This window comes from Paenibacillus ihumii (genome assembly GCF_001403875.1).
GTDB classification, from domain to species: Bacteria; Bacillota; Bacilli; order Paenibacillales; family Paenibacillaceae; genus Fontibacillus; species Fontibacillus ihumii.
Genome location: NZ_LN884299.1, coordinates 787,443 through 810,189 on the forward strand (window position 1 = coordinate 787,443; position 22,747 = coordinate 810,189).

General features: G+C 48.8%; 21 protein-coding genes. 6 read left to right on the plus strand and 15 right to left on the minus strand.

Going from position 1 to position 22,747, the window contains the following annotated elements; translation table 11 throughout:
• Positions 1-220: 220 nt before the first annotated feature.
• Positions 221-2,368 carry an McrB family protein gene (locus tag BN2762_RS11240; protein WP_055107082.1) on the minus strand — a complete coding sequence of 716 codons (2,148 nt, stop codon included), beginning with the start codon at positions 2,366-2,368 and terminating at the stop codon, positions 221-223.
• 139 nt (positions 2,369-2,507) lie between these two features.
• On the opposite strand from BN2762_RS11240, the gene BN2762_RS11245 reads away from it, so the two are divergent.
• Both BN2762_RS11245 and BN2762_RS11255 read left to right on the plus strand, forming a co-directional pair.
• Positions 2,508-2,975, plus strand: a complete 468-nt coding sequence (locus BN2762_RS11245; protein ID WP_055107083.1) for a hypothetical protein — start codon at positions 2,508-2,510, stop codon at positions 2,973-2,975.
• 564 nt (positions 2,976-3,539) lie between these two features.
• Positions 3,540-4,505: a copper amine oxidase N-terminal domain-containing protein gene (locus BN2762_RS11255; protein WP_055107085.1), complete on the plus strand. Its 966-nt coding sequence runs from the start codon at positions 3,540-3,542 to the stop codon at positions 4,503-4,505.
• Between the two features lie 5 nt (positions 4,506-4,510).
• Here BN2762_RS11255 and BN2762_RS11260 read toward each other — a convergent pair whose 3' ends face one another.
• The 5 genes from BN2762_RS11260 to BN2762_RS11280 all read right to left on the minus strand — a co-directional run bounded on the left by BN2762_RS11260 (position 4,511) and on the right by BN2762_RS11280 (position 8,997).
• On the minus strand, positions 4,511-4,726 hold the full coding sequence (locus BN2762_RS11260) for a hypothetical protein (RefSeq protein ID WP_055107086.1): 216 nt from the start codon (positions 4,724-4,726) through the stop codon (positions 4,511-4,513).
• Between the two features lie 258 nt (positions 4,727-4,984).
• Entirely contained in the window at positions 4,985-5,752 is a 768-nt protein-coding gene (locus BN2762_RS11265; RefSeq protein WP_055109937.1) for a prolipoprotein diacylglyceryl transferase, read from the minus strand.
• Positions 5,753-6,125: 373 nt separating this feature from the next.
• Complete coding sequence (gene ahpF / locus BN2762_RS11270) at positions 6,126-7,655, minus strand: alkyl hydroperoxide reductase subunit F (protein ID WP_055107087.1); 1,530 nt, start codon at positions 7,653-7,655, stop codon at positions 6,126-6,128.
• Between the two features lie 13 nt (positions 7,656-7,668).
• On the minus strand, positions 7,669-8,232 hold the full coding sequence (ahpC, locus tag BN2762_RS11275; RefSeq protein ID WP_055107088.1) for an alkyl hydroperoxide reductase subunit C: 564 nt from the start codon (positions 8,230-8,232) through the stop codon (positions 7,669-7,671).
• 315 nt (positions 8,233-8,547) lie between these two features.
• The gene (locus tag BN2762_RS11280) at positions 8,548-8,997 is read right to left on the minus strand and encodes a VOC family protein (protein ID WP_055107089.1); all 450 of its coding nucleotides are present in this window, start codon (positions 8,995-8,997) and stop codon (positions 8,548-8,550) included.
• Between the two features lie 120 nt (positions 8,998-9,117).
• Here BN2762_RS11280 and BN2762_RS11285 point away from each other — a divergent pair, with 120 nt between their 5' ends.
• Both BN2762_RS11285 and BN2762_RS11290 read left to right on the plus strand, forming a co-directional pair.
• Complete coding sequence (locus BN2762_RS11285; protein ID WP_055107090.1) at positions 9,118-10,056, plus strand: helix-turn-helix transcriptional regulator; 939 nt, start codon at positions 9,118-9,120, stop codon at positions 10,054-10,056.
• A gap of 216 nt (positions 10,057-10,272) precedes the next feature.
• A complete protein-coding gene (locus tag BN2762_RS11290; RefSeq protein WP_055107091.1) occupies positions 10,273-14,310 on the plus strand; it encodes a glycoside hydrolase family 10 protein in 4,038 nt (1,345 codons plus the stop codon).
• A gap of 718 nt (positions 14,311-15,028) precedes the next feature.
• Here BN2762_RS11290 and BN2762_RS11300 read toward each other — a convergent pair.
• From BN2762_RS11300 to BN2762_RS11335, 9 genes are all read right to left on the minus strand, one after another.
• Positions 15,029-15,298: a hypothetical protein gene (locus BN2762_RS11300; protein WP_055107093.1), complete on the minus strand. Its 270-nt coding sequence runs from the start codon at positions 15,296-15,298 to the stop codon at positions 15,029-15,031.
• 257 nt (positions 15,299-15,555) lie between these two features.
• Entirely contained in the window at positions 15,556-16,659 is a 1,104-nt protein-coding gene (locus BN2762_RS11305) for a hypothetical protein (protein WP_055107094.1), read from the minus strand.
• Between the two features lie 195 nt (positions 16,660-16,854).
• On the minus strand, positions 16,855-17,181 hold the full coding sequence (locus tag BN2762_RS11310) for a DMT family transporter (RefSeq protein WP_055107095.1): 327 nt from the start codon (positions 17,179-17,181) through the stop codon (positions 16,855-16,857).
• A gap of 4 nt (positions 17,182-17,185) precedes the next feature.
• Positions 17,186-17,584 carry a DMT family transporter gene (locus BN2762_RS11315; protein WP_055107096.1) on the minus strand — a complete coding sequence of 133 codons (399 nt, stop codon included), beginning with the start codon at positions 17,582-17,584 and terminating at the stop codon, positions 17,186-17,188.
• Entirely contained in the window at positions 17,565-17,810 is a 246-nt protein-coding gene (locus BN2762_RS11320; protein WP_055107097.1) for a hypothetical protein, read from the minus strand. Before BN2762_RS11320 ends, BN2762_RS11315 begins: the two co-directional genes overlap by 20 nt.
• Positions 17,797-18,618 (minus strand): MerR family transcriptional regulator, encoded by an 822-nt coding sequence (locus tag BN2762_RS11325; protein WP_055107098.1) that lies wholly within the window; start codon positions 18,616-18,618, stop codon positions 17,797-17,799. The genes BN2762_RS11320 and BN2762_RS11325 overlap by 14 nt, the downstream gene beginning before the upstream one ends.
• A 236-nt stretch (positions 18,619-18,854) precedes the next feature.
• Positions 18,855-19,835 carry a zinc-binding dehydrogenase gene (locus BN2762_RS11330; RefSeq protein WP_055107099.1) on the minus strand — a complete coding sequence of 327 codons (981 nt, stop codon included), beginning with the start codon at positions 19,833-19,835 and terminating at the stop codon, positions 18,855-18,857.
• Between the two features lie 176 nt (positions 19,836-20,011).
• Complete coding sequence (locus BN2762_RS26885) at positions 20,012-20,197, minus strand: hypothetical protein (RefSeq protein ID WP_148499928.1); 186 nt, start codon at positions 20,195-20,197, stop codon at positions 20,012-20,014.
• Positions 20,198-20,201: 4 nt separating this feature from the next.
• On the minus strand, positions 20,202-20,420 hold the full coding sequence (locus BN2762_RS11335) for a hypothetical protein (protein ID WP_074048620.1): 219 nt from the start codon (positions 20,418-20,420) through the stop codon (positions 20,202-20,204).
• Positions 20,421-20,877: 457 nt separating this feature from the next.
• On the opposite strand from BN2762_RS11335, the gene BN2762_RS11340 reads away from it, so the two are divergent.
• Together BN2762_RS11340 and BN2762_RS11345 are read left to right on the plus strand one after the other, a co-directional pair.
• Positions 20,878-21,129: a ribbon-helix-helix domain-containing protein gene (locus tag BN2762_RS11340; RefSeq protein ID WP_055107101.1), complete on the plus strand. Its 252-nt coding sequence runs from the start codon at positions 20,878-20,880 to the stop codon at positions 21,127-21,129.
• Between the two features lie 13 nt (positions 21,130-21,142).
• On the plus strand, positions 21,143-22,003 hold the full coding sequence (locus BN2762_RS11345; protein WP_055107102.1) for an alpha/beta fold hydrolase: 861 nt from the start codon (positions 21,143-21,145) through the stop codon (positions 22,001-22,003).
• Positions 22,004-22,747: the final 744 nt, after the last annotated feature.

Consider the following 22,747-nt stretch of genomic DNA (forward strand, 5'->3'; position numbering starts at 1 on the left):
ATGATCCCACGCTTGAAGACTTAACGTCTGACGGGAGAAAATTTGAACCGAACTGACTTCCACCTTCGAAGAGGGAACTTCAACATGAAAATGAGCATCGGACCAAACCTCCCCCTCTTGACGATGAAGCTGTAAAGTTTCAACGGTCGGATGATATGGTCTCCCTTTAATAAATAATTTAAATAGATTAGTTTCTATTTGTAGAAGGTTAACGGGTGCATCACGATAACCAGTAAGAGGTGAATCCATCTTCTTCTAGCCTCCGTAACATAGAAGCGATTTTCTTTGCACTTTGAGGATACTTGGCCTGATTTATCAGTTCATTGAGCTTGCGTTCTTCAAACATCATTTCCATATTCTCTGAATAGTCTTTGATGACAAAAGAAGGGCCTATACACTCCTTCATCAAGTTCAAGAGAGCTCTTCTGATTGAAGCACTACTGCCCTGAATTCTTGGTAGTATCTTCTGAAGTAACTGACGATCTAACGCCTCCTCCTCGGAAAACAATTTGTACCGTTGGCTATAGAGCATATAGAAGCATACTGCATCTCGAGTCCGAAACCCTACATGAGCGTGAATTTCCTCTAAGATATTGTTGATGCGCACTAGAGCCTCGGTCGTTTTCGTAATAAATGCCTTTGTATCGGCATGAAAAGCATCCACGAGTCGGAGATAGTCACTCCGCAGAAACTGATTTGGAACAGGCTCGGGGCTTAATTTCGCCTCCGGCTCTTCCTTAGGAAATTGAGGCAAATAAATGTCATTGAATTCGATTGTATTTGCCCGGTCGAGTACCTTTTTACTAAAAGGATGCGTTGTCTCATCCATATTGACTGTTCCAATCAAATATAGGTTTTCTGGAATAGACAAATTGCCATATACCACTCGATCCTCATCCTGCACCAGTGACTCTTCATGAATGATTGGCGCAGTGACGATGCGATCACCCTGCCATTCCTGCGTCTCAAGTATGCTAAGCATATCGCTGAAATAATGCTCCACTCTAGCCAGGTTCATCTCATCCAGGCAGATGAAATAAGGCTTGCCTGGGTTTTGGGATGCTTTCAGGAGTACCTTAGCTAATGGCCCCGGACGATACTTACCCGCCAGATCACTGTAGCCTATCAGATCGGAAGGATCACTCCAATCCGGCCGAACAGGGATTTGTGTATACTGACCGTTATCCAAGTTGGCCCCCATCGCCTCAGCAAAGAGCTTAATCAGCCTGGTTTTCCCCGTTCCTGAAACGCCAGCTAGAATGACGAAGGGCTTGGTTTTGAGAGATAGGTAAAAGTTCTCAATGAGGTGCGGCGGATAATAGAACCCTCGCTGCTGAATATAAGCTTTGATCTTACTTAAAACTGCTGCTACTTCCCCATCCTCAATTATCATTTGCACAGGCTCCACCTCATCCAAATCCTCATTGTCTTCAACTTCAAAACGTGTAAATTCGGGCCAGGCTACATCTGGTGAATGACTTTGAATAATGTTAAGTCCCTCGATTGAAAAACGGAATAAGTAGCCTTGTTTCACTCCTCCGCCTGAATGAATCGGACCTTGATGAATATTTAAGTTTAGGACTTCCTGAGAAAAACGACTTAAGGGGATATTAGGCTCCAGCGCAAAATATTCCGCACGAATAAGCCTCCCTTGCTCCTCCCATATGGAATTTGACATGGAGCTAGGCTTTCTAGCATTCACAGGATCTGCAATGGCTCTACTTACATAACGCAATGCCCCATTTGCATAATGTAGTATGATATCCCCTTTTCTCACTTCATCCATCGTGTCCCAATGGTACTGAGATCGACCGCCCTTACCAGTCAAAGGAGCCCATAATATCCCCTCTTGAAATTCCTGATTAAGAGTAGAGCCTTGATTGACCCACCAGATATTTGGCATTGTTAGGTCATCCACGGGTAGCAATTTCATTTCATAAACGAAGGGCTTATCTGTAGAGTAAAACTCTATATATTCGGCCAATTCATTTGGCACAGATATTTGTTTCCGGCTGCCAGAATCCTTATCCTTTAGTTCTAGCATGTATTCATATGTAGATCTAAAAACTGACTTCATTAGTTCCTTTATTTCATTAGAACGGTAATTCATTTGAAACTTATCTCTACCCACGCCCTTTTGATCAGCAATTCTCAGTACTGCCTGATACCTCTTGTTCTCCCAGATTAGCGTTAACCTTTGGGGGTTACCAACTTCAATAACCTCCCCATGATTAGCCTGATCAAAAAACGGTATAAAGTCGTTTGGTATCGCAGACCCATATTCAAAAATAGACCAATCTACTTTTTTTCTACCAATCAAGTTAGGGATTGAATCATCATGTGTCCAACTTCTTACTTGAGTAATCATGTTGACCCTCGTTTCTGGTGAATAGTGTTATTATTGTCTTCAACAAAGGGCTTTAGGAATCCTTTTAAAAAGAGCTAGTAGGGCTTAATACAATAGTGAGACAGAAGTTATATTTTTGAAAAAAAGGAGGCGAGTCTTGATGAAAAGTTTTCTGCTTAAAACTTATATGATCGTTCTTCTATCTCTTGTCCTCGTCAGTTGTACCAATCCTAAGGAAGTGATTAATATCGACATTACAGCATTTATGTATGGGGACGAGATAAATCAAACTGTTGAGGTATCCATGAATGGCCAGTATAACACCAAAGAACACAGTTTCATTGGCTCTCTAGTCATTGGAGATGAAATTAAGCTTGAACATGTAACCTTTTCCCCTGGATCAGGATTAATCAGCTACAACGAATCAACAAGATCTTATCTTGGCCAAATCTTTTTTGATTATAAAAGCCTGAATTTCTCAATAGAAATTACAGACCAGGATCTTTATCAGCAACTAACCCATTCCAATAATGATGGGGATAAAAAGATCACTATCACTTCACCTGCTAATAATATTGAGGAAGCAAAGCGAATGAATGCGGAGCTAAAGGACAAGAAGCCTCACTAATTTGTTCTGAATACTAACATACCCAAAACTCACCTTCTCACAAACAACCTAAAAACATTCAATACTACAGAAAACAACCCGCCACCCAGTGCAAAAAGTAAAGTTAAGCGAAGGCCAGCCATAGGATTTGATGTAGGATTGATCAATAAAAACAATCCCCCCATAATGAATCCTCCGAGACAATACAGCAAGAGGTGTGCGAGCTTCCCATACTTCTTAATTCTTATATCGATAAATATGGACATAGGAACAGCAATAAATAAATATTTGGCAAGCAAAAGGACAAACCCGTTCAATAACTTACTTGTAAAGCTGTAAGATAAGACATTGTCCTCATTCGTATGGCTAATCATAGTGAATACAAGAGATAGAATGAATGCAGAAATGATGGAAGATATTATCCTAATCAAAATACATTCCCTCCTTATGTAGAGCTATTTATGACAAACGCCTGTTAATATCAGCGATATTACAGGCGCGACTATAGTGCCCTGCGCACCCAACTTTGCAGGAATACCAAACGTTTATACAGTATTGGAAAAAAATGATATGGAGGTAAATACCATGAAGAACTGGCTTCGCCACGCCGTCCTTGCGGCGGTAGCTTTTATTGTACTTCTTGCTAACCTTCCGGCGGCCTATGCCGCCTCTGAGCCTGCCACCAAGCTGATTGTAGAAGGAAAAACGATCACCGAGCGCCTGCCCGTCATCACGGATCGCGGACGAACCCTGGTTCCGCTGCGCATCATTAGCGAAGCATTGGACGCCAAGGTCCAATGGGACTCCAAAACATCTACGGTCACCGTGCAGAAATGGGGAGAACGCCTAAGCTTGAAGCCCGGCGCCAAAAAAGCCACATTGCGGGGGACAAAATCCGGCGATCTAGCTCTAGACCTGGATGCGCCAGCCAAATTAAAAAATGGAACCGTTTATGTTCCGATGCGCCTGATTGCCCATTCCTTTGGATATGAGGTGGAGTGGACTCAAGGGGTAATTAAAATTTACTCGCCGCTTAGCGAGGAGACTAAGAATATTTTGTATCGTGGCTCTCTGGAAGAGGCAAGACCGAAAATTACACGGCTCATTCAGTCCGCACACTATATGAACCCTCCGCTGGAGACCAAAATATTAAATGAAAATTACGATAGGACGTTTATTTTCCCGGAAGGCGAGGCGTTGGGTTATTACTATATTTATGGGAATACGATATCCTGGGTCGAACTGCAGGATAACTTTCTAGTATGTACTTGGCAAGCTAACTTTGAGTACGCCTCTACCGGTCACACGGAGACTCTTATGGGAACGAGTATCACAAACTCCACGGGAAAAGCTCCTGAAATCAACAAAAACATGCTGTACTATTCGCATGGTATTTTTGGAGACAGCAGTCATACCGAATACGGGATGATCGATACAAACTACCAATATACGACTCTCGCTTACGAACGCATTGTTGGCGATAGGGTCACTGACTCAGAGGGGGTTATGGCATTTACGCTGCCAGGCGAGGTAAGAACGGATTATCGATAGTCGCTCTAGTCTGCCGGCAAGCTCTCCACCGCTGTAAAAAATACATCCAGCAGCTCGACTTCAAAGTTAGCTTGGACATACTCCGTGATTTGCTCCAGCTCTCGGTCACTCCTATACTCCAAGCATGGACGCCCTTCGCTCCAAAGAACTCTGCATTGAAATATCTCTGTGACATGCTCAATAATGTAATCTTGCTCTACAGCTCCACGACGGATGGCCATGTCTGATGCTCCCTTGCTATTTAATTTCGGTGGTATGGCTATATAGTAATATTATATTTGGAGGAAAAGTGAAAGCAATGATGGGAAGAAGAAGAACCTCCCTGATCCTTATTTCAATTCTAGATTGTCATTGATCTTATATGGCAATGCCTTAGTTTGGAGTCCTTCAATCATGCCATCTGACCGGATTATTGATAAAATACACAAACCAAAAGGAGCCTTCCCAACAGGGGAAAGCTCCTAAACCCAAGCGTTAAGCTAAGTATGACTAACTCTATTGGATTTGATCCATCTCGAAATCAAGATCGCACAAGTGGCTAGGAAGACAAGCACCGCGATCAATTGAGAGGTCGAGAAGAGGCCCACACTCCCGCGAATAATATCCCCTCTATAGAATTCAATCACGAATCTTCCCAGACTATAGAATAGGAGATAGAGGCTGGCGACGAATCCATCGGGCTTCTTCCTCTTGGCTATGTATAGGAGAAGGAAGAAGAGGGCAAAGCTGAACACGCTCTCGAAAATTTGCGTGGGCATGAGTTTAACCCCGTTAGGCGCATAATGCGATTCGTGGAACGTAATGCCTAACCAATGGTTCGTCTCTTCGCCATAGCAGCAGCCGGCCAGGAGGCAGCCGATTCGCCCGAATCCCTGCGCCAGGGCAATCGAAGGTACGAATAGATCCAGGCTTTGCAGGAAATTCAGGTTTTTCTTCTTGCAGTACACATACCCGGCCAAGATTCCCCCAATAATTCCCCCATAGACCACGAAGCCGCCGGACAGTTCCAACAGCAATCGCGGATCCTCAATGATATTGTTCCATTGCGTGATCCAGTACAGTAATTTAGCTGCAATGAACCCAAACAGCACGCTCCAGATCGTTAAGGATGAAATATGCGACGGATCGATTCGTCTGCTCTTGGCCCGATGGACCACGACCATATAGGCTGCAAGAATGCCAAGGGCAATCATGAGCCCGTACCCGTAAATGGTCACTGGCCCGATTTGTAGCAACTCATTCTTCATCGTATCATTCAACTCCATATTCGGAATGTCCATGGATGTAGTCCCAAGATGTATATGAGGCACAAAGCTATATAAGGCACACAGCAAAGGATAACTCAGAATCAATCAGGATGAGCTCTCAGCTCAAGGACTGGCTCCCTAAACTCATCTTATTTATATTACTGTATTCTACTAGTAAATAACAAAAAAATCACTACCGCTGTTACAGAGATGATGATGATAGGGATTTGACGAGTCCATTTGCCCCTTATCGGCAGATAAAGATAAGGTTAATAACCATTGCGAACCCAACCTAAGATAACGTAAAAATCCCCTTATCATGCACCGGATTATATTCTCCAAGTGGCATGTTAAGGGGAGTTAGAGCTTGAAATTATTGATTTCGAATCAGGTAATCGAATGCTCCTAAAGCTGCGGTAGCACCGGATCCCATCGAAATGATGATTTGCTTGTAAGGCGAGTTCGTGCAGTCGCCGGCAGCGAATACGCCAGGGATGCTCGTTGCGCCATGGCTGTCAACGACGATTTCGCCCATGCGAGTGCGCTCAATCGTATCGCCGAGCCAGTCGGTATTCGGAACCAGACCGATTTGAACGAATACGCCCTCAAGGTCAAGATGCTTCGTCTCGCCGCTCTCGCGCTCGATGTAGCTGACGCCGTCAACCCGGTTCGAACCCGTGATTTCTTTCACTTGCGCATTTTTGATGACAGTCGTATTAGGCAAACTATTCAGACGGTCTTGCAGTACAGAGTCTGCCTTCAGCTCCGGCATGAATTCCAGAACCGTAACATGCTCGGTAAGACCTGCAAGGTCGATCGCTGCCTCAATACCAGAGTTTCCGCCGCCAACTACGGCAACCTTCTTGCCTGCGAATAGAGGACCGTCGCAGTGCGGGCAGTAGGCTACGCCTTTGTTCTTATATTCAGCTTCGCCAGGTACGCCCAGATTGCGCCAGCGGGCTCCTGTAGAGATAATGACGGTCTTACTTCTCAGAATTGCGCCATTTTCCAGCTCAACCTCAATAAGATCCTTCTTCTCCAGACGCTTCGCACGCTGTGCCTTCATGATATCGATGTTGTATTCCTTCGCATGCTCCTCTAGGCTTGCAGCGAGCTTAGGCCCTTCCGTGTACTTCACGCTGATGAAGTTCTCGATGCTCAGGGTATCATTGACCTGACCGCCGAAGCGCTCGGCCACAATCCCTGTGCGAATTCCTTTGCGTGCCGCGTAAATCGCCGCACTCGCGCCGGCTGGTCCGCCGCCGATGACCAGGACGTCAAACGGCTCCTTGTTCTCGAACTCGGAGGCATCCGAGGTAACCAGCTTCGCAAGGATGTCATCGATCGTCATGCGGCCGCTCTCGAAGAATTCACCATTCAGGTGAACGGTCGGCACGGCCAGAATGTCCTTGCTCTCCACTTCTTCCTTGAAGGCTGCGCCGTCGATCATCGTATGCGTGATGCCAGGGTTCAGAATACTCATCAAGTTGAGTGCCTGCACAACGTCAGGACAGTTGTGGCAGGATAAGCTTACGTAAGTCTCGAAGTTATATTCGCCTTTAATGCTCTTGATCTGATCAATTACGCTTTGTTCTACCTTTGGAGCTCTGCCGCTGACTTGAAGCAGTGCCAGAACGAGCGAAGTGAATTCATGTCCCAATGGAACGCCGGCAAAGGTTACGCCGGTGTCTTCACCTGCACGATTGACGCTAAAACTTGGCGTTCTAGCCAATTGCGCATGCTCTATAGTAATTCTATCCGACATGCTGGATAGTTCATTGACTAGATCCAGCATGTCGTTAGATACAGAATCGCTTCCTGCACTGACTTTCAGCAGAACATCGCCTTCCAAAAGCTGAAGATATTGCTCCAGTTGTTGTTTAATGTCTGCATCCAGTTTCATGGTTTCTCTCTCCTTAGATCTTGCCTACAAGATCAAGGCTTGGCTTCAATGTTGCTGCGCCTTCTTTCCATTTAGCCGGGCATACTTCGCCTGGATGTTTACGCACGTATTGAGCTGCCTTGATTTTGTCGATAAGCGTGCTTGCATCACGGCCGATGCCGTCTGCAGTGATTTCAACCGTTTGGATTACGCCGTCTGGATCGATGATGAACGTAGCGCGGTTCGCCATGCCGCTTGCTTCATCCAGCACGTCGAAGTTGCGGGAAATCGTATGGGATGGGTCGCCAATCATAATGTAAGTAACCTTGCCGATGGCCTCGGAGCTGTCATGCCATGCTTTGTGCACGAAGTGGGAATCCGTGGATACGGAGTATACTTCTACGCCAAGGTCTTTCAGAGTTGCATATTGATCCTGCAAGTCTTCCAGCTCCGTTGGGCATACGAATGTGAAGTCTGCTGGATAGAAGCAAACTACGCTCCATTTGCCTTTGAAGTTCTCTTCGGATACCTCGATGAATTCACCGTTGTGATAAGCCGATGCTTTAAATGGTAGTACCTCTGTTCCAATCAATGCCATGGTTAATCTTACCTCCTAAGTATTTTGGTTTTCGCTATTAGTTTAGATGCCTAAGACTAGTTTATCACACTGGCCTGCGCATCCAAAACTAATTCTTATTTATAATCATTATTATATGCTACTGATTCTCATTGTCAAACCTCTTCACGAAGTCTTCATAATTATGGAACGCCACCTTCAAGCAGACCACACGGCAAGCAGCAGCCCGCTGCCCGGTACAAAACACCCGAGCTAAGCAAGCTGCTGCTAGATGATGGAATTCCATTCGGCCGTAACTCCCTGCTCTTGATTACTACCTAGGATCACCTAAGCTTTTTACCGCAATCTCTCATCGTACATCAACTGGATTTGAATCCCGAACGGGTCTTCAATAATACCGTAGGCTTTGCTGAACACATTACTGGAGAGTGGAACGATGACTCTCACCCGTTCATCCGCAGTCAGGCTCTTGTAGAAGTGTTCTATCTCTTCCAAATCCGCACTTTGAATGCACAAGGAAATGTTGTTGCCCACGGTGTACTTTTCAGTGACATCCATGGGATCTTCCGCCAGCATGACCTTTGTCTTGCCCATGGACAGAACCGAGTGAGTAATGTAATTCCTGTTCTCGTCCGTAAGCTGTAGCGAGCTGTCGAGCTTCGCCATGTCTTCATAGGTCACCAGCAGCCATTCCTCGGCATTAAAATGCTTTGTGTAAAAATCGATAGCCTCTCTGGCTCTTCCGTTCATAGATAAGAAAATAGCCGCTTCTAGCGTTGCACTCATGGTATCCGTCTCCTTCAATAGTAGATTTAGACTGGGCTTATGCATTTGATCTCTGCCCTTGAACTCATCATAATTGATAAAGGGATCAAAATATGACACCTTTATTAAGGGGAATCTAAAATGAACAAATCTGAAAGATTAAATGATATGATCCGGTACTTGAACGGCCGGGAATATTTTAATTTACAGGATCTGATGGATAAGTACGGAATTTCAAAAAGTACAGCTCTGCGGGATATTAGTTCATTGGAGCAGCTAGGCATGCCGATTTTCTCGGAGCATGGCAGACATGGGCGATACGGCCTCTTAAAGAACAGGCTGCTATCCCCTATTATTTTTACCATGGATGAGGTGTATGCTCTGTACTTTGCCATGCTGACGCTGGAGGCTTATCAATCCACTCCGTTTCATCTTAGCGTGAACAAACTGAATGAGAAGTTTGAAAGCTGCCTCTCCGACAAACAAGTCGAGCAAATTCACAAAATGAAGAAGGTCCTGCAGTTAGAAATATATCCGCATCGCCACGCGAGCCGGTTTCTGGATCGAATTCTAAGAAGCATTCTTCAGGAAAGCAGCTGCCGGATTCAATATGTAAAAAATAAGCAGAACAAAAGCTACCATATTCAATTTTTCAAAATCTCCGCGAGGTTTGGCCAGTGGTATGCATCCGGCATCGAGTGCAGCACGAATAAGCATCGGGTGTTCAGATGTGACCGAATCACCTCTGTAGAGGAGGAGGAGAACGGAGCTCATTATTCTATAGATGAGCTTATTCAGCGTTCCTTGGACATTTATCGTTCTGAGAACAGTATTGACTTTGAAATAGAGATTTTAGAACCGGCGAAGGATATTTTCTATAAGGAGCATTATCCGTCGATGAGCCTAGAGGTTAGGGATAAAACCGTCATTAGGGGATTCTATAATCCGGGGGAAGAGGAGTTTGTGGCTGACTATTTTATGAGATATGGCCGTTCCGTTGTATCCGTAAAGCCTGATTCATTAAAGCAAATCATCCAGAATCGGGTGGAGCAGCTCTTAACCCACTATCACAGGCTGTAATGGAGGCGGAGCTGCCAATACGATCAATCCATATGCCTGTCATGCTTTGAAGACCACGGTTGAAAGATATATAAAAACTAGGGATTATTCTTTAATTTCTAGCTAGAAGCGTTTTTTGTACGAATGCTATGATTTGGGGTGGAAAGGAGGACTCGTGCAAACAAATGAAAGCGCTTAATTGTATGAAACAATTTATGTGTAGGGGGAATGCAACGAATGGGTAAAAGGATCAAACAAGGCATCTCGATCTTGCTTGCAGCAATCCTGCTTCTTCCTCTGGGCTTGCTGCCTTCGGAGGCAACAGCAGCACCTGTGTCGCCAGCGGCGGCGGATGACCCGGTCATAGTGTATCACGAGACCTTTGCGGGCGGCCAAGGCGCAGCAGCACAATCGGGCGGCGCTCATCTGACGCCGGTCACCGGCAAGGTATTCGACGGCAATGAGGATGGCGCGGCTATCTATGTTAGCAACCGCGAGAACAATTGGGACGCCGTGGATTTCAAATTCGCCGACATCGGACTGCAGAACGGCAAGACCTATACGGTGACCGTAGCTGTCTATGTCGACGAGAATGAGCTTGTACCGAGCGGCGCGCAAGCCTCTCTACAGCTGGTAGACAGCTATGCTTGGCTGGTCGGTGCGGATTTTGCAGCTGGAAGCGCCATTACTCTGTCCGAAGAGTTTACGGTGGATACGAGCACGGATAAAGCGCTTCGCGTCCAATCCAATGACCCCGGAGCCAAGGTTCCCTTCTATATCGGAGACATTCTGATCACCGAGCAGGCGAACTCTGGCGGCGGCACTCCTGAACCGCCACGGCCTCCGGCGAAGGAATTCACCACGATTACCTTCGAGGATGGAACCACCGGCGGCTTTGAAGGCCGGGCAGGCACGGAGACGCTGACCGTTACCTCAGAGGCCAACCATACCGAGGGCGGCTCCCATGCCTTGAAGGTAGAAGGCAGGTCATCTACATGGCATGGACCGTCGCTGCGCGTCGAGCAATATGTCGACAAGGGCAGCGAGTATAAGGTCTCGGCCTGGGTCAAGCTGATCGAGCCCGCAAGCTCGCAGCTCCAGCTGTCCACACAGATTGGGGATGGAAGCAGCGCGAATTATGTCGCCCTGGCCCCCAAAACCATCCAAGTCAGCGACGGCTGGGTTCAGTTCGAGGGGACCTACCGTTATAACAGCGTTGGCAATGAATACTTAACGATCTATGTGGAAAGCTCCAACAATGCGGCAGCATCCTTTTATATCGATGATATCAGCTTTGAGAAAACGAGCTCCGGCCCGATCGACATCGAGAGGGACCTGCTACCAATCAAGGATGCGTATCGCAACGATTTCCTGATTGGCAACGCCATCACGGCGGAGGATCTGGAGGGGATTCGGCTAGAGCTCCTGAAGATGCATCACCAGGTCGCTACGGCAGGCAACGCCATGAAGCCGGACGCGCTGCAGCCCACGAAGGGCGATTTCACCTTTGACGCGGCGGATGCCATGGTCAATAAAGTTCTTGCTGAAGGCATGCAGATGCACGGGCATGTGCTGGTCTGGCATCAGCAGTCCCCGGAATGGATGAATACGACAACGGATTCATCGGGCAATACTGTGCCTTTGAGCCGGGAGGAAGCTCTCGCTAATTTGAGAACCCATATCAGAACTGTGGTAGAGCATTTCGGCGACCGGGTCATTTCCTGGGACGTCGTTAATGAAGCCATGAATGATAACCCGTCTAATCCGGCGGATTGGCAGGCATCGCTCCGCAAGTCCCCATGGTATCAGGCGATCGGCCCGGACTATATCGAGCAGGCGTTCCTCGCGGCCAGAGAGGTACTGGACGAGAAGGGCTGGGATATCAAGCTCTACTACAATGATTACAACGATGATAACCAGAATAAAGCCGAGGCCATCTATAGAATGGTCAAGGAAATCAACGAGAGCTATGCAAGCACGCACCCTGGTAAATTGCTGATCGATGGCGTCGGCATGCAGGGACACTATTCGGTGAACACGAATCCGGTCAATGTGGAGCTGTCCTTGAAGAAATTCATTTCCTTAGGCGTCGAGGTCAGCATAACCGAGCTGGATATCCAGGCCGGAAGCAACTACGAGCTCTCCGACAAGCTGGCAAATGCCCAAGGCTATTTATACGCGCAGCTGTTCAAGATCTACAAGGAACACGCCGAGCATATCGCGCGCGTGACCTTCTGGGGCTTGGAGGATTCCTCCAGCTGGCGGGCACAATCCAATCCATTGCTATTCGATAAGAATCTGCAGGCCAAACCGGCTTATTACGCCGTAATCGACCCGGATCAATTTATCGAGGAGCATGAGCCGGAGATCGGCGACGCCAATCATTCAACGGCTAAATTCGCAACTCCGGTCATCGACGGTACGATCGACGCTGTCTGGAGCGATACCCCTGGCATGCCGATCAACCGGTATCAGATGGCCTGGCAGGGAGCTAGCGGCGTAGCCAAGGCACTATGGGATGACGAGAACCTGTACGTATTGATCCAGGTCAGCGACTCCCAGCTTGACAAGTCCAGCGCCAACGTATGGGAGCACGACTCCGTCGAGGTCTTCCTGGACGAGAACAACGCGAAAACCACGTTCTATCAGGAGGATGACGGCCAATACAGAGTGAATTTTGAGAATGAGGCTTCTTTTAGTCCGGAAAGCATTGCAGCAGGCTTCGAATCAGCCACCCAGGTTTCCGGGTCTAATTACACGGTGGAAATGAAGATCCCGTTCAAAACGATCACACCGGCCAACAATATGAAAATCGGCTTCGATGCGCAGATCAATGACGCCAAGGACGGCGCCCGCCAAAGCGTCGCCACATGGAACGATACGACCGGCAACGGATATCAGGATACGTCCGTGTACGGGGTGCTGACCCTCCTCGGCAAGCCCGGCGGCTCCAATGGCGGCGGCGATAACGGTGGCGGCAACGGTGGCGGCACTGGAGGCAGTGGCGGTGGCAGCACTGGAGGCAGTGGCGGTGGCAGCAGCTCTAGCAGCTCTAGCAGCAGTAACAGCGGCAGCGGATCAGCCTCGCAGACAGGTGCCGTTGAGAGCAAGGGCGGCGTTGTCACGATCAAGCCGGAGGTGAAGGTCGTCAACGGACGTGCAGCTGCCACCATTTCCAGCGACAGCCTGAACAAAGCGCTTGAGCAAGCTAGTCCAACAGCTAACGGCAAGAAGCAGATCGTTATCGACCTGGCGAAGCAGGCGGATGCGGCATCGTACGAAGTGCAGCTGCCCGCGAAGAGCCTGCAAGGGCAGGAAGCCTTCGAGCTAAAGCTGAAGACGGAGCACGCGGCGCTTCAAATTCCGAGCAGCATGCTGTCCAACGTGACGGTGGATGCGGAGCAGGTGTCCATCCGCGTAGGCAGCGCCTCTGCCGACGATTGGGATGCAGCGGCTCGCGAGCGGGTCGGCAGCCGTCCAGCCATTGAGCTTAGCCTGCTCGCAGGCGACAAGGTCATGGCCTGGAATAACCCGAAGGCGCCTGTAACGGTGGCGATCCCTTACACGCCGTCAGCGGAGGAGCTGAGCCATCCGGATCGCATCGTTGTGCTGTACATTGATGACAGCGGCAGCGCGACAGTTATTCCGAATGGCAGATATGATGCGGCAACCGGGGCGGTTGTTGTTCAAACCTCCCATTTCGGAACCTATGCCGTAGCTTACGGCTCGAAGACGTTCGCAGACCTGCAGAGCGTGCCTTGGGCCAAGGGAGCCATCGAGGCGTTGGCAGCTCGCGATATTATCAAGGGAACGGACGAGGACAGCTTCTCTCCTGAAGCATCGATCAACAGAGCGGATTTCATCGCACTGCTGGTCAGAACCCTTGAACTGAAGGGCAGCGGCAGCAATCAAGCGTTCTTCAGCGATATCCCATCTGCGGCTTACTACAGCCATGAACTGGCCATCGCCCAGGAGCTGGGCATCGCGGCCGGGTTCACGGATAACACGTTCCGGCCCGACAGCCCGATCTCCCGCCAGGATATGATGGCGCTGACGGCGCGTGCGCTAACGGCAGCCGGCAAGCTGCCGGAAGGCAGCGGAGCTGTGGACGCTTATGCCGATGCGGCGAGCATTGCCGGCTATGCCAGAGAAGGCGCTGCAGCGCTGGTGCACCGCGGCATCGTGGCCGGCAAGGACAACAGGCTTGCGCCGCACGATCCGCTTTCCCGCGCGGAGGCAGCCGCCATCCTGTACCGCATCTGGAAGCTGCAGTAAAGCGGCAGCGCCGGGGATATGCCTGATCAGCCCGCTGAAGGAAGCTGCGATAAAAAGCAGCAGTAGCCCGGGATATACCTGATCAGCCTGCTGAGGGAAGCTGCGATAAAGCAGCAGCAGCCGCGATACACCTGATCAGCCTGCTGAGGGAAGCTGCGATAAAAGCAGCAGCAGCCGCGATACACCTGATCAGCCTGCTGAGGGAAGCTGCGATAAAAGCAGCAGTAGCCGGTATATACCTGATCAGCTCGCTGGCTGCAAACCTCAAAAAGGGTGTCCTAAAAGTAAATTTTACGATCGGTTGCCCTTGATATGAGCAAGCTCGCTCTTTACAACGGTTGCCCTTAACGTGACCAACGCGCTTTTGGCCTCCGGCGCCCATGATGTGACCAAACATGCTCACCACCTCCCTTTTACGCTGAGCACGAATCGGGTTTCTCGTTCTAGTGAGCATGAATCGCAGACTTCTCGTGCTAGCGAACATGAATCGCAGGTTTCTCGTGCTAGTGATCATGAATCGAGAGACTTCTCGATTTAAATGGATTTATAGTAGTTAGTTTCTGCGGCAAAGCAAGGAAAGCAAATTTAAATGGATTTCATGCCGTTAGAAGAAGGGCGCTGTTCATTATGGGCGGGATTCTTGATTTTTAGGTGCATCAAATCCAGCTAATCTATTGAACAACTCGTTTAGAGCATAAGCTAGATACATGAATTCCATTTAGTGTTTGAGTTCGGTAGCTATGTTCGTGTTCAACAGCTCATGCTCGTGTTCGACAGCTATGTTCGTGTTCAACAGCTCATGCTCGAGTTCAATAGCTATGTTCGTGTTCAACAGCTCATGCTCGTGTTCAACAGCTATGTTCGTGTTCGATAGCTCATCCTCGAGTTCGACAGCTATGTTCGTGTTCAACAGCTCATGCTCGTGTTCGACAGCTATGTTCGTGTTCGACAGCTCACGTTCGAGTGCAACAGCTATGTTCGTGTTCAACAGCTCATGCTCGAGTTCAATAGCTCATCTTCGAGATGAGCCAAAGAATGGGGTCCAAGCAAGGGAGAAATGGATTCCGCGGAAGTCGATTTCCAGAAACGAATTCGGCAAAAATGGATTCGCAAAAATGGATGCCGCAGAAACGGATAGCTTTCCAAAGGAAAGGGGCGCCCCTTAGTCATCTATGATGACTTCTGGGGGAGCCCCTTTATCCATCTGCCTTTATCCATCCGCCAGCCATCTGCCGGTACACTTCCTCACCAAAACCTCCGCAGAATCCGAAAGATGACGAAGAGAATCCCGTTAGGGATCGCCAGCACAATGCCATTGTATATAAGTACGCCGAGCATCGCAGCCGGAGCCGCGCCAAACAGCCATGCCAGCAGCCCGCCCGCCAGCTGGGCGCACAGAAGAAGGCCGGCATCCCGTAAGGAGCGGTACCATTTTACCTGCTCACGCCAATAAGCGCCTACGACTAGAAGCAGGACAAAGTTAATGCCATCCAGCACATAGATCGGGGAGTCATCGCCGAACCAGTCGCCATTCAACGGCCAGAACGGCATCCACCGAGCTGTGATCACCAAGTTACCGATGAGCATCGCCAGCCATAAAGGAATAAATACCCTCTTATCCCGCCTTAATTCCTTGCTTCGTTTCTTCTCCTTCATTCCCGTGCTAAGCCACAGCTTTAAACTGTTCATACGGCGGCTGCCAATCACTGGCGAGCTGGTATCGGAATCATGAGGCACCTTAGGCAGCTCCGCATAGCCGGTCTGGTAGTCCTCAACCTGCACGATACTAACATTGGCACTACTGCTGTAAACAGGCACCCCGTGCTGTTTGAAGCGTTCAATCCATTCCTCCAGGCTTTCCCGATCCTCCAGGCCGAACAAGGAATATTCCGTTTCCCCCTGCTCGTTCGTCCATTTCATAATAATTTTGGCGCCCACAACATGGTAACCCAGTCTGTTCGCCCCTCGGGACTGGTAACGGGAGGTCCGTGCAATCAATACCTCTTGCATTTGATCAAAAGCGACTATATGCTCCCATTCCTCGCCTGTTTTTACCTTCTTGAGATAGGTGTAGTAGCCTTCCTCCCGCAGCTCGCACTTCAGGACAATTTCGGTATACATTTTGTTGGAGCTGCCAATAAGCCGAATGGCCCAGACCGCAAACGCACCCGCCATGAGGCATACGACCGCCCCGAACCACTGCAGGCCAAATAGGAATAGAATCCCAAGCCCAATGGCTGCAATGCCAAACAGATAAAATATAATCAGGAAGATCCTATTCACGATTTTTGCCCATAGGGGGATCGCATTGGAGTATTTCAGCTCTTCCTTTTCGCGCATCTCAATCAAGCGTGTTCCGAACCACCTTTTTTGATATTTTATCCTATCATACCATTAAAAAGGCTGATGCAGAATGGACCCTGCGTCAGCTTTTTTCAACCGCTTATGGCTGCTTCACAGCGTGGGACTCAAATGTGGAACCTCGAATCTGGACTCGAATGCGGACTCGAATGTAGACTCTAAGCGGACTCGAATGCAGACAATTCATCCTTCCGATGACTCCGTCAGCCGAAGCGCCGCCACCACCACGATAATCCCCAGCAGACATAGCCATCTGCTCTTTGACATTTGTTCTCCATACCTCCATACCCCAACAACTGCGGCACCTACAGTTCCCATGGCCGTCCAGACCGCATAGGCTACGCCAAGGGTTATTGTATCCATAGCTAACGAGAGCAAAAACAAGCTGACCGCAAAGGAACCGAGCATAATGAGGCTATTAGCCCAGGTATCGTGTTCTGCACTTCGTTTTAAACCAACGACGCCTCCCACCTCAAACATCCCTGCCAGAATTAAGTACATCCAGGACATTTCATCATCCACTCCTTCTAGGTTCACTTGTTATTGTCAGACAAATGAGGAGCACCAGAAGCAGAGCTACTAATAACAGGCGTATAAAACTAACGTTACTCTGAAATACCGCCATATCCACAATGACTGTACCCGCGACTCCAATACCGGCAAATACGGCGTATACAGTGCTAACCGGGAGGGTCTTGGCAGCATTCTTCAGCGCATAGAAGCAAACGTAAAAAATGAGAAGCAGCGGGCCTCCCAGCAGCTGCAGCTTTAGCAATGAAGCCCAGACAATCTCCAGTACCCCTCCTAATATAAGATAGCCCCAAGCCTTTGGAGGCGGTGAGGGGGATACCTCCTTCACGGAGGAGGACCTTGCCCGGCCCTTTCTTTGGTTTTTATGCATGTTCTTTTCCATAATAAGCATGTACTCCATCCGCAATTAAAATGATCAGCCAAACAGTGTTCACATGAATCCTGGTGTGCAGGTCATAATAGCCGATCTTCCCCTCTTGGATCCACGTCATATAGGTCTGGACGATACCTGTCATAGTGAAATCCATTTGCAGCAGCACAAAAAAGCCTGCATGACCAAGAATAAAAATAAGAAGATGGGCTAAAAAAGCTTGTCTACGCTTGCTCATGATCCCCTTCCCCCCTCTGATTTAGAAAAGAAATGATCATTTGATCCATATAAGACATAAGCTCCGCATCCATCCCCATAACGACAGGCTCCTCATCCTGGCTCGGCCTGATTAGCTCCCAGTATTTATCCAATAGCTGGCCATTGCCTTCAAATAGCTCAAGCGATTTGTGATATAACCTGCTCGCAATCTCTTGTGCTTCCGGGGAATGGGGCGGCTGATGCATAACTTCCTTCACCTGCTGATAAATAGCCAGAATTTCATCCATTCTCTGATCGTCGCTTCCAAGAACCGGCAGGCGGCTCATAATGTCTTTTTCCTCCGGGGTTAATGGAAAATCATCCCCGAATTCAGCCGGGATTACCCCGTCTACAAGCGGCCGGCCATCCAAGGCCTGAATCACCTGCAGCACTTCCTGCGCCTGAACCGTTCCCTTGATTTGAATGGCATGAACGGTAGACCTGAGATAGTACTCCATCCGGCTCAATTCATCCTTTTTCCTTTGAATCAGCTCTATTTGTTCATTCAGAGAGACGATCCAGCTTTCGCTTTCACTTTCCTTGGTTTGATTCTGACTTTGACTTTGATTTTGAATTTGATTTTGAAAAAAATCCTTAATTTGCTCCAGGGTATAGCCAATCGACTTTAACAGCAGGATTTTCTGAAGGTGAAAAAGGGCATTCTCGTCGTAATATCGATATCGATTACCGGCGATCAGCGTTGGCTGCAGCAAGCCAATCTGTTCATAATGGTATAGCGTTCTTTTACTGATATTAGCCTTCTTCGCTAGCTCTCCAATTCGAATCATCGTTGCTCCCCCTTTCGTTAACGCCATTATAAACAATAACGTAAACGTTACTGTAAAGCATTATTTAACGCTGCTTCATCAATTGGGGGGTTGATATGATATTGGAAGCTCATTTGTTCGTTCGGTTAGAGAAAATAGCTCTCCACAAAAATAGCCTGTAGTCCTGTTCCTCACGGAACTTGGTCTACAGGCTGAGCCGCTCTAAAAGGGCGATGATCGTCTAGATTTTAGGGTTATCATTTTACTTTTGCAACGATTTTGCCGTGTACATGCCTCTCGGATAGTCGTTCCAGAGCGCCCGGAACCTCATCCAGCCGGATCACCTCTCGCAGCATGGAGGAAATTTTGCCCTCTGCTAATAAAGAGAGCATGGCATCCCCGATTTCAGCCAAAGCCTTCTCAGCGATCACATCCCCGGATTGATGGGCCGCGCCTAGAGCTACTTCATGGATGGAGGCGGCTTTCGTGAACGGTTTAATTTTTGTATAATCCGGGGCTCCGGCGATATGTACGACATGCCCCATAAAAGAAACCAGCTCTAACGCATCCGTGGCGCTTTGCCGGCTTACCGTATCAATCACCGCATCTACCCCTCTGCCGTTCGTGATGCTGAATACTCTGGACGGAATATTCTCCGTCTGGTAGTCAATCACTTCATCAGCGCCCAGCGATTTTACGTATTCATGATTATGGCGCGAAGCGGTTGAAATGACCTGCTTGCCCGCCAGCTTGGCCAATTGCACAGCAAAGCCTCCCACACCGCCTGCTCCGGCATGAACCAGAATGGTGCCCAGCTGTTCAAGCGGCAGCTTGCTGTGCAAAGCCTGGTATGCCGTATAACCGGCTGTAGGAAGGGCTGCGGCCTCCTCAAAGGTCACGCCTTCAGGTATGCGCGACACAGTATTTGCATTGGTTACGGCGTATTCTGCATAACCGCCCTGCTTGGTAAGATCTCCGTGATACACCACTCGATCTCCTGCATTCCACGAGGTTACCCCTTCCCCAGCTTCAACCACGACACCGGCCACATCCAGGCCGAGTATGTGGGGAAAAATCCATTTCGGATGCCCTCCCGTTGCGGTCTTATAGTCAACAGGATTAAGTCCTACCGCATGGACTTCAACAAGAATTTCTCCTGCTCCGACTCTGGGGATATCGATTTCGCGGACCGTCATCTCTTTCCATTTTCCTTTTTCCTGCAGCAGCAAAGCCTTCATACGAATCCCTCCTTGTTAAAATGGGACTACATCCTAAACGCTCTATCCCTCCGCCCGCTATGGGCAGCTTCGACAGGTATATTATACTCCTTTTCTTCAGTGAACTTCTAACCTGGCGGTCAATTGCTTCGTCTCCAGCTATTTGCTATCCATAGCGAGGATCCTGCACGAAGGCCTTACAGCGCTGGTTCCGGCGGCGCTGGTTCCATCGGCGCTAGTTCAGTAGAGTTCGTCCTGGCCGTGGGGCTCCCGCAATGCTTGTCGCGGTGCGGAGTTACGACAACGTTAGTACCCCGCACATTGCCGCGGCGCGGGATTCCCGAGGATGCCGGCAGCATCCGTCCGGCTTCCCTTACGCTCACCCTCTTAGAAGTCGGGAGGAATGCTCTCAATCGCTGTAAAGAACACATCCAGCAGCTCCTTGCCAAAGCGGCTTCTCACATATTCCTCCAGCCTGTCCAGCTCTTCCTTGCTGTCATACTCCAGGCATGCGCGCCCTTCGCACCATAAAATCGTGCACTGAAATTCTTGCTGCACCTGCTCAATAATATAGTCCTGTTCGACAATTCCTCGACTAGCTGACAATGCTCCGTACTCCTTTCCAAAGGTTCCCCTCATATTTCGTATGCTACCGTTATTATTCAAAATTTAAATATTCCTCATCGATGATATTTGTCACAATCTATAACCTTGCTCACACATCTGGAATGCGGGTAGAAGCCGACATGTGGCTGACCACCGCCCGATTATAGCGCTGGGAGCTGGGAGCTAGGAGCTGCATTCTGCGGCCGGAGAGCGGTTCAAACGACGGTTCCAACCAGGCCCGCGCACAGCTCCCAGCTTGCGGAGTTCGCTGCATGACGACCGGTCGTCACGCACAGCTCCCAGCGCGCAAAGTTCGCGTATGACGAAGGTCGGTCGGCCACTGGCCAGCCTTTCGGGATCTCCCCCTTCGAGGGAGAGCTCCCGGACTGCGTTTGAATAAGGTAGCAATAATTGATTCTTAGGTGCAAATATGAAAAACTTGGTATAGGTGATGAAAATGGATATTTCAGTAAACCAGAATATTTTCCCGGAAGAACACAAAAGTACAGCCAGAGGCGGAAAACGCCCTGGGGCCGGCCGCAAGCCGATAGGCCAAACCCGCAAAATTTCTCTAACCTTGCCGCCTTCCTATTGGGCAGAAATTGACCGGCGCTGCCTCAACTCCGATTATTCCATTTCGGAGGTATTACGAGCGATCGTGGAAGACTACCTGCAGGATGCAGACCTTCTCGATACTTCGAAATTATAGAGGAGGAGAACGTATGTCGATTCAGAAACATTTACATTTGCCCGATTCCCGCCTATTTTACAGGATAGATGGATTCAGGGAGCCTTTGATTTTCATTCATGGCAATTTTAATGATCATCGTATTTGGGATCGGCAAGCCGACCATTTCCGCAAGCATGTACAAGTAATTCGCTATGACCTGAGAGGGTATGGGCAATCGGACACCCCAACCGCAGCCTTCTCCCATGTCGATGATCTTAAGCATCTGATGGAACACTTGAATCTGGACAAGGTCATCCTTGTCGGCTCATCTATGGGCGGGGGCATTGCCATAGACTTTGCCCTCGCCTATCCTGAGCGTGTGCGTGGCCTGGTGCTGGCCGCTCCTTCTGTCACGGGGCAGCGCTATCCGCTGAATATGCTGTGGAAGGGCTTCATAAATTTCTATCAGCTTCGGTTCCGCGGCAGCCGATCCGCTATTGAAGCCTTTATCCATGATCCGTACTGGAGTTACTTCTTCCCTTCCACTCAGAACATGGAGGCCAGAGAGCAGGTGCTGCAGAATATCCGGAACCCCAACAATTTCTGCCGGTTCCCCCCTCATCTCGCCATACCCCCTCGTAATAACAGCATGAAGCGGCTTGATGAGCTCCGGATCCCTGCCTTGATTATAGCTTCGGATCGCGATCACCCCTCCAATTTGAAGACAGCCGATGAGCTGGCGAGGCGTATTCCTCAGGCCACAAGCATGATCATCAAGGATTGCGGACATCTCCCTTTTGTCGAGAGAGCGGAGGAATTCAATCAGGCGGTGCTCTCATTTATTATACCTATCTTAAGCAATACATCTGCTAGCGACGCAATCCCGGCGGGGCCAAAGCGCTTAGTGCATTAGCTTTATGCGAGATCAGCAAGGCAGGTCTCCGGCAGTTTTATATCACTGTGTGATTTTAAAAAAGAGGCTGGCCCAAAGCAAACTCTGGAACTCCTCACCAGCAAAATAAGATGGTATCCGTAAATAAGATGGTATCCGTAAAACCAAGGAGCTAAGCGATTTGTTCCTCGCTTTAGCCTCTTGGTTTGTGGCTTCGACGACGGCTTTCTTAAGCAGAGAAGGGTTGGTTCTTACGCCGACCATGAATCGCGGATTTGTCGTTCTAAATGGATTTATAGTAGTAAGTTTCTACGGAAAAGAAAGAAAAGTAGATTTAAATGGATTTCTTGTTGTTACAAGAAGGAGGATGGCCAGCATAGACCGATTTCCTGATTCTAGATACATAAGATCCATCTAATCCACCAAAACATTCGTTTAGAGCATAATTAGATACATGAATTCCATTTAGTGTTCGGGATCGGTAGCTTGTGTTCAAGATCGGTAGCTCATGTTCGGGATCGGTAGCTTGTGTTCAAGATCGGTAGCTCATGTTCGAGATCGGTAGCTTGTGCTCAAGATCGATAGCTCATGTTCGAGATCGGTAGCTTGTGCTCAAGATCGATAGCTCATGTTCGAGATCGGTAGCTTGTGCTCAAGATCGATAGCTCATGTTCGAGTTCGATAGCTTGTGCTCGAGATCGATAGCTCATGTTCGAGTTCGATAGCTTGTGTTCGAGTCGATAACTTATATAAGATGCGCTAAAG

Bases quoted from the DNA above. Each gene is read 5' to 3' on its own strand.
- BN2762_RS11265 (WP_055109937.1), bottom strand. From the start codon at position 5,752: ATGAAGAATGAGTTGCTACAAATCGGGCCAGTGACCATTTACGGGTAC.
- BN2762_RS11290 (WP_055107091.1), top strand. From the start codon at position 10,273: ATGGGTAAAAGGATCAAACAAGGCATCTCGATCTTGCTTGCAGCAATC.
- BN2762_RS11285 (WP_055107090.1), top strand. From the start codon at position 9,118: ATGAACAAATCTGAAAGATTAAATGATATGATCCGGTACTTGAACGGC.
- BN2762_RS11340 (WP_055107101.1), top strand. From the start codon at position 20,878: ATGGATATTTCAGTAAACCAGAATATTTTCCCGGAAGAACACAAAAGT.
- BN2762_RS11315 (WP_055107096.1), bottom strand. From the start codon at position 17,584: ATGGAAAAGAACATGCATAAAAACCAAAGAAAGGGCCGGGCAAGGTCC.
- BN2762_RS11240 (WP_055107082.1), bottom strand. From the start codon at position 2,368: ATGATTACTCAAGTAAGAAGTTGGACACATGATGATTCAATCCCTAAC.
- BN2762_RS11325 (WP_055107098.1), bottom strand. From the start codon at position 18,618: ATGATTCGAATTGGAGAGCTAGCGAAGAAGGCTAATATCAGTAAAAGA.
- BN2762_RS11280 (WP_055107089.1), bottom strand. From the start codon at position 8,997: ATGAGTGCAACGCTAGAAGCGGCTATTTTCTTATCTATGAACGGAAGA.
- BN2762_RS11320 (WP_055107097.1), bottom strand. From the start codon at position 17,810: ATGAGCAAGCGTAGACAAGCTTTTTTAGCCCATCTTCTTATTTTTATT.
- ahpF (WP_055107087.1), bottom strand. From the start codon at position 7,655: ATGAAACTGGATGCAGACATTAAACAACAACTGGAGCAATATCTTCAG.
- BN2762_RS11330 (WP_055107099.1), bottom strand. From the start codon at position 19,835: ATGAAGGCTTTGCTGCTGCAGGAAAAAGGAAAATGGAAAGAGATGACG.
- BN2762_RS11245 (WP_055107083.1), top strand. From the start codon at position 2,508: ATGAAAAGTTTTCTGCTTAAAACTTATATGATCGTTCTTCTATCTCTT.
- BN2762_RS11260 (WP_055107086.1), bottom strand. From the start codon at position 4,726: ATGGCCATCCGTCGTGGAGCTGTAGAGCAAGATTACATTATTGAGCAT.
- BN2762_RS11310 (WP_055107095.1), bottom strand. From the start codon at position 17,181: ATGTCCTGGATGTACTTAATTCTGGCAGGGATGTTTGAGGTGGGAGGC.
- BN2762_RS11345 (WP_055107102.1), top strand. From the start codon at position 21,143: ATGTCGATTCAGAAACATTTACATTTGCCCGATTCCCGCCTATTTTAC.
- BN2762_RS11255 (WP_055107085.1), top strand. From the start codon at position 3,540: ATGAAGAACTGGCTTCGCCACGCCGTCCTTGCGGCGGTAGCTTTTATT.
- ahpC (WP_055107088.1), bottom strand. From the start codon at position 8,232: ATGGCATTGATTGGAACAGAGGTACTACCATTTAAAGCATCGGCTTAT.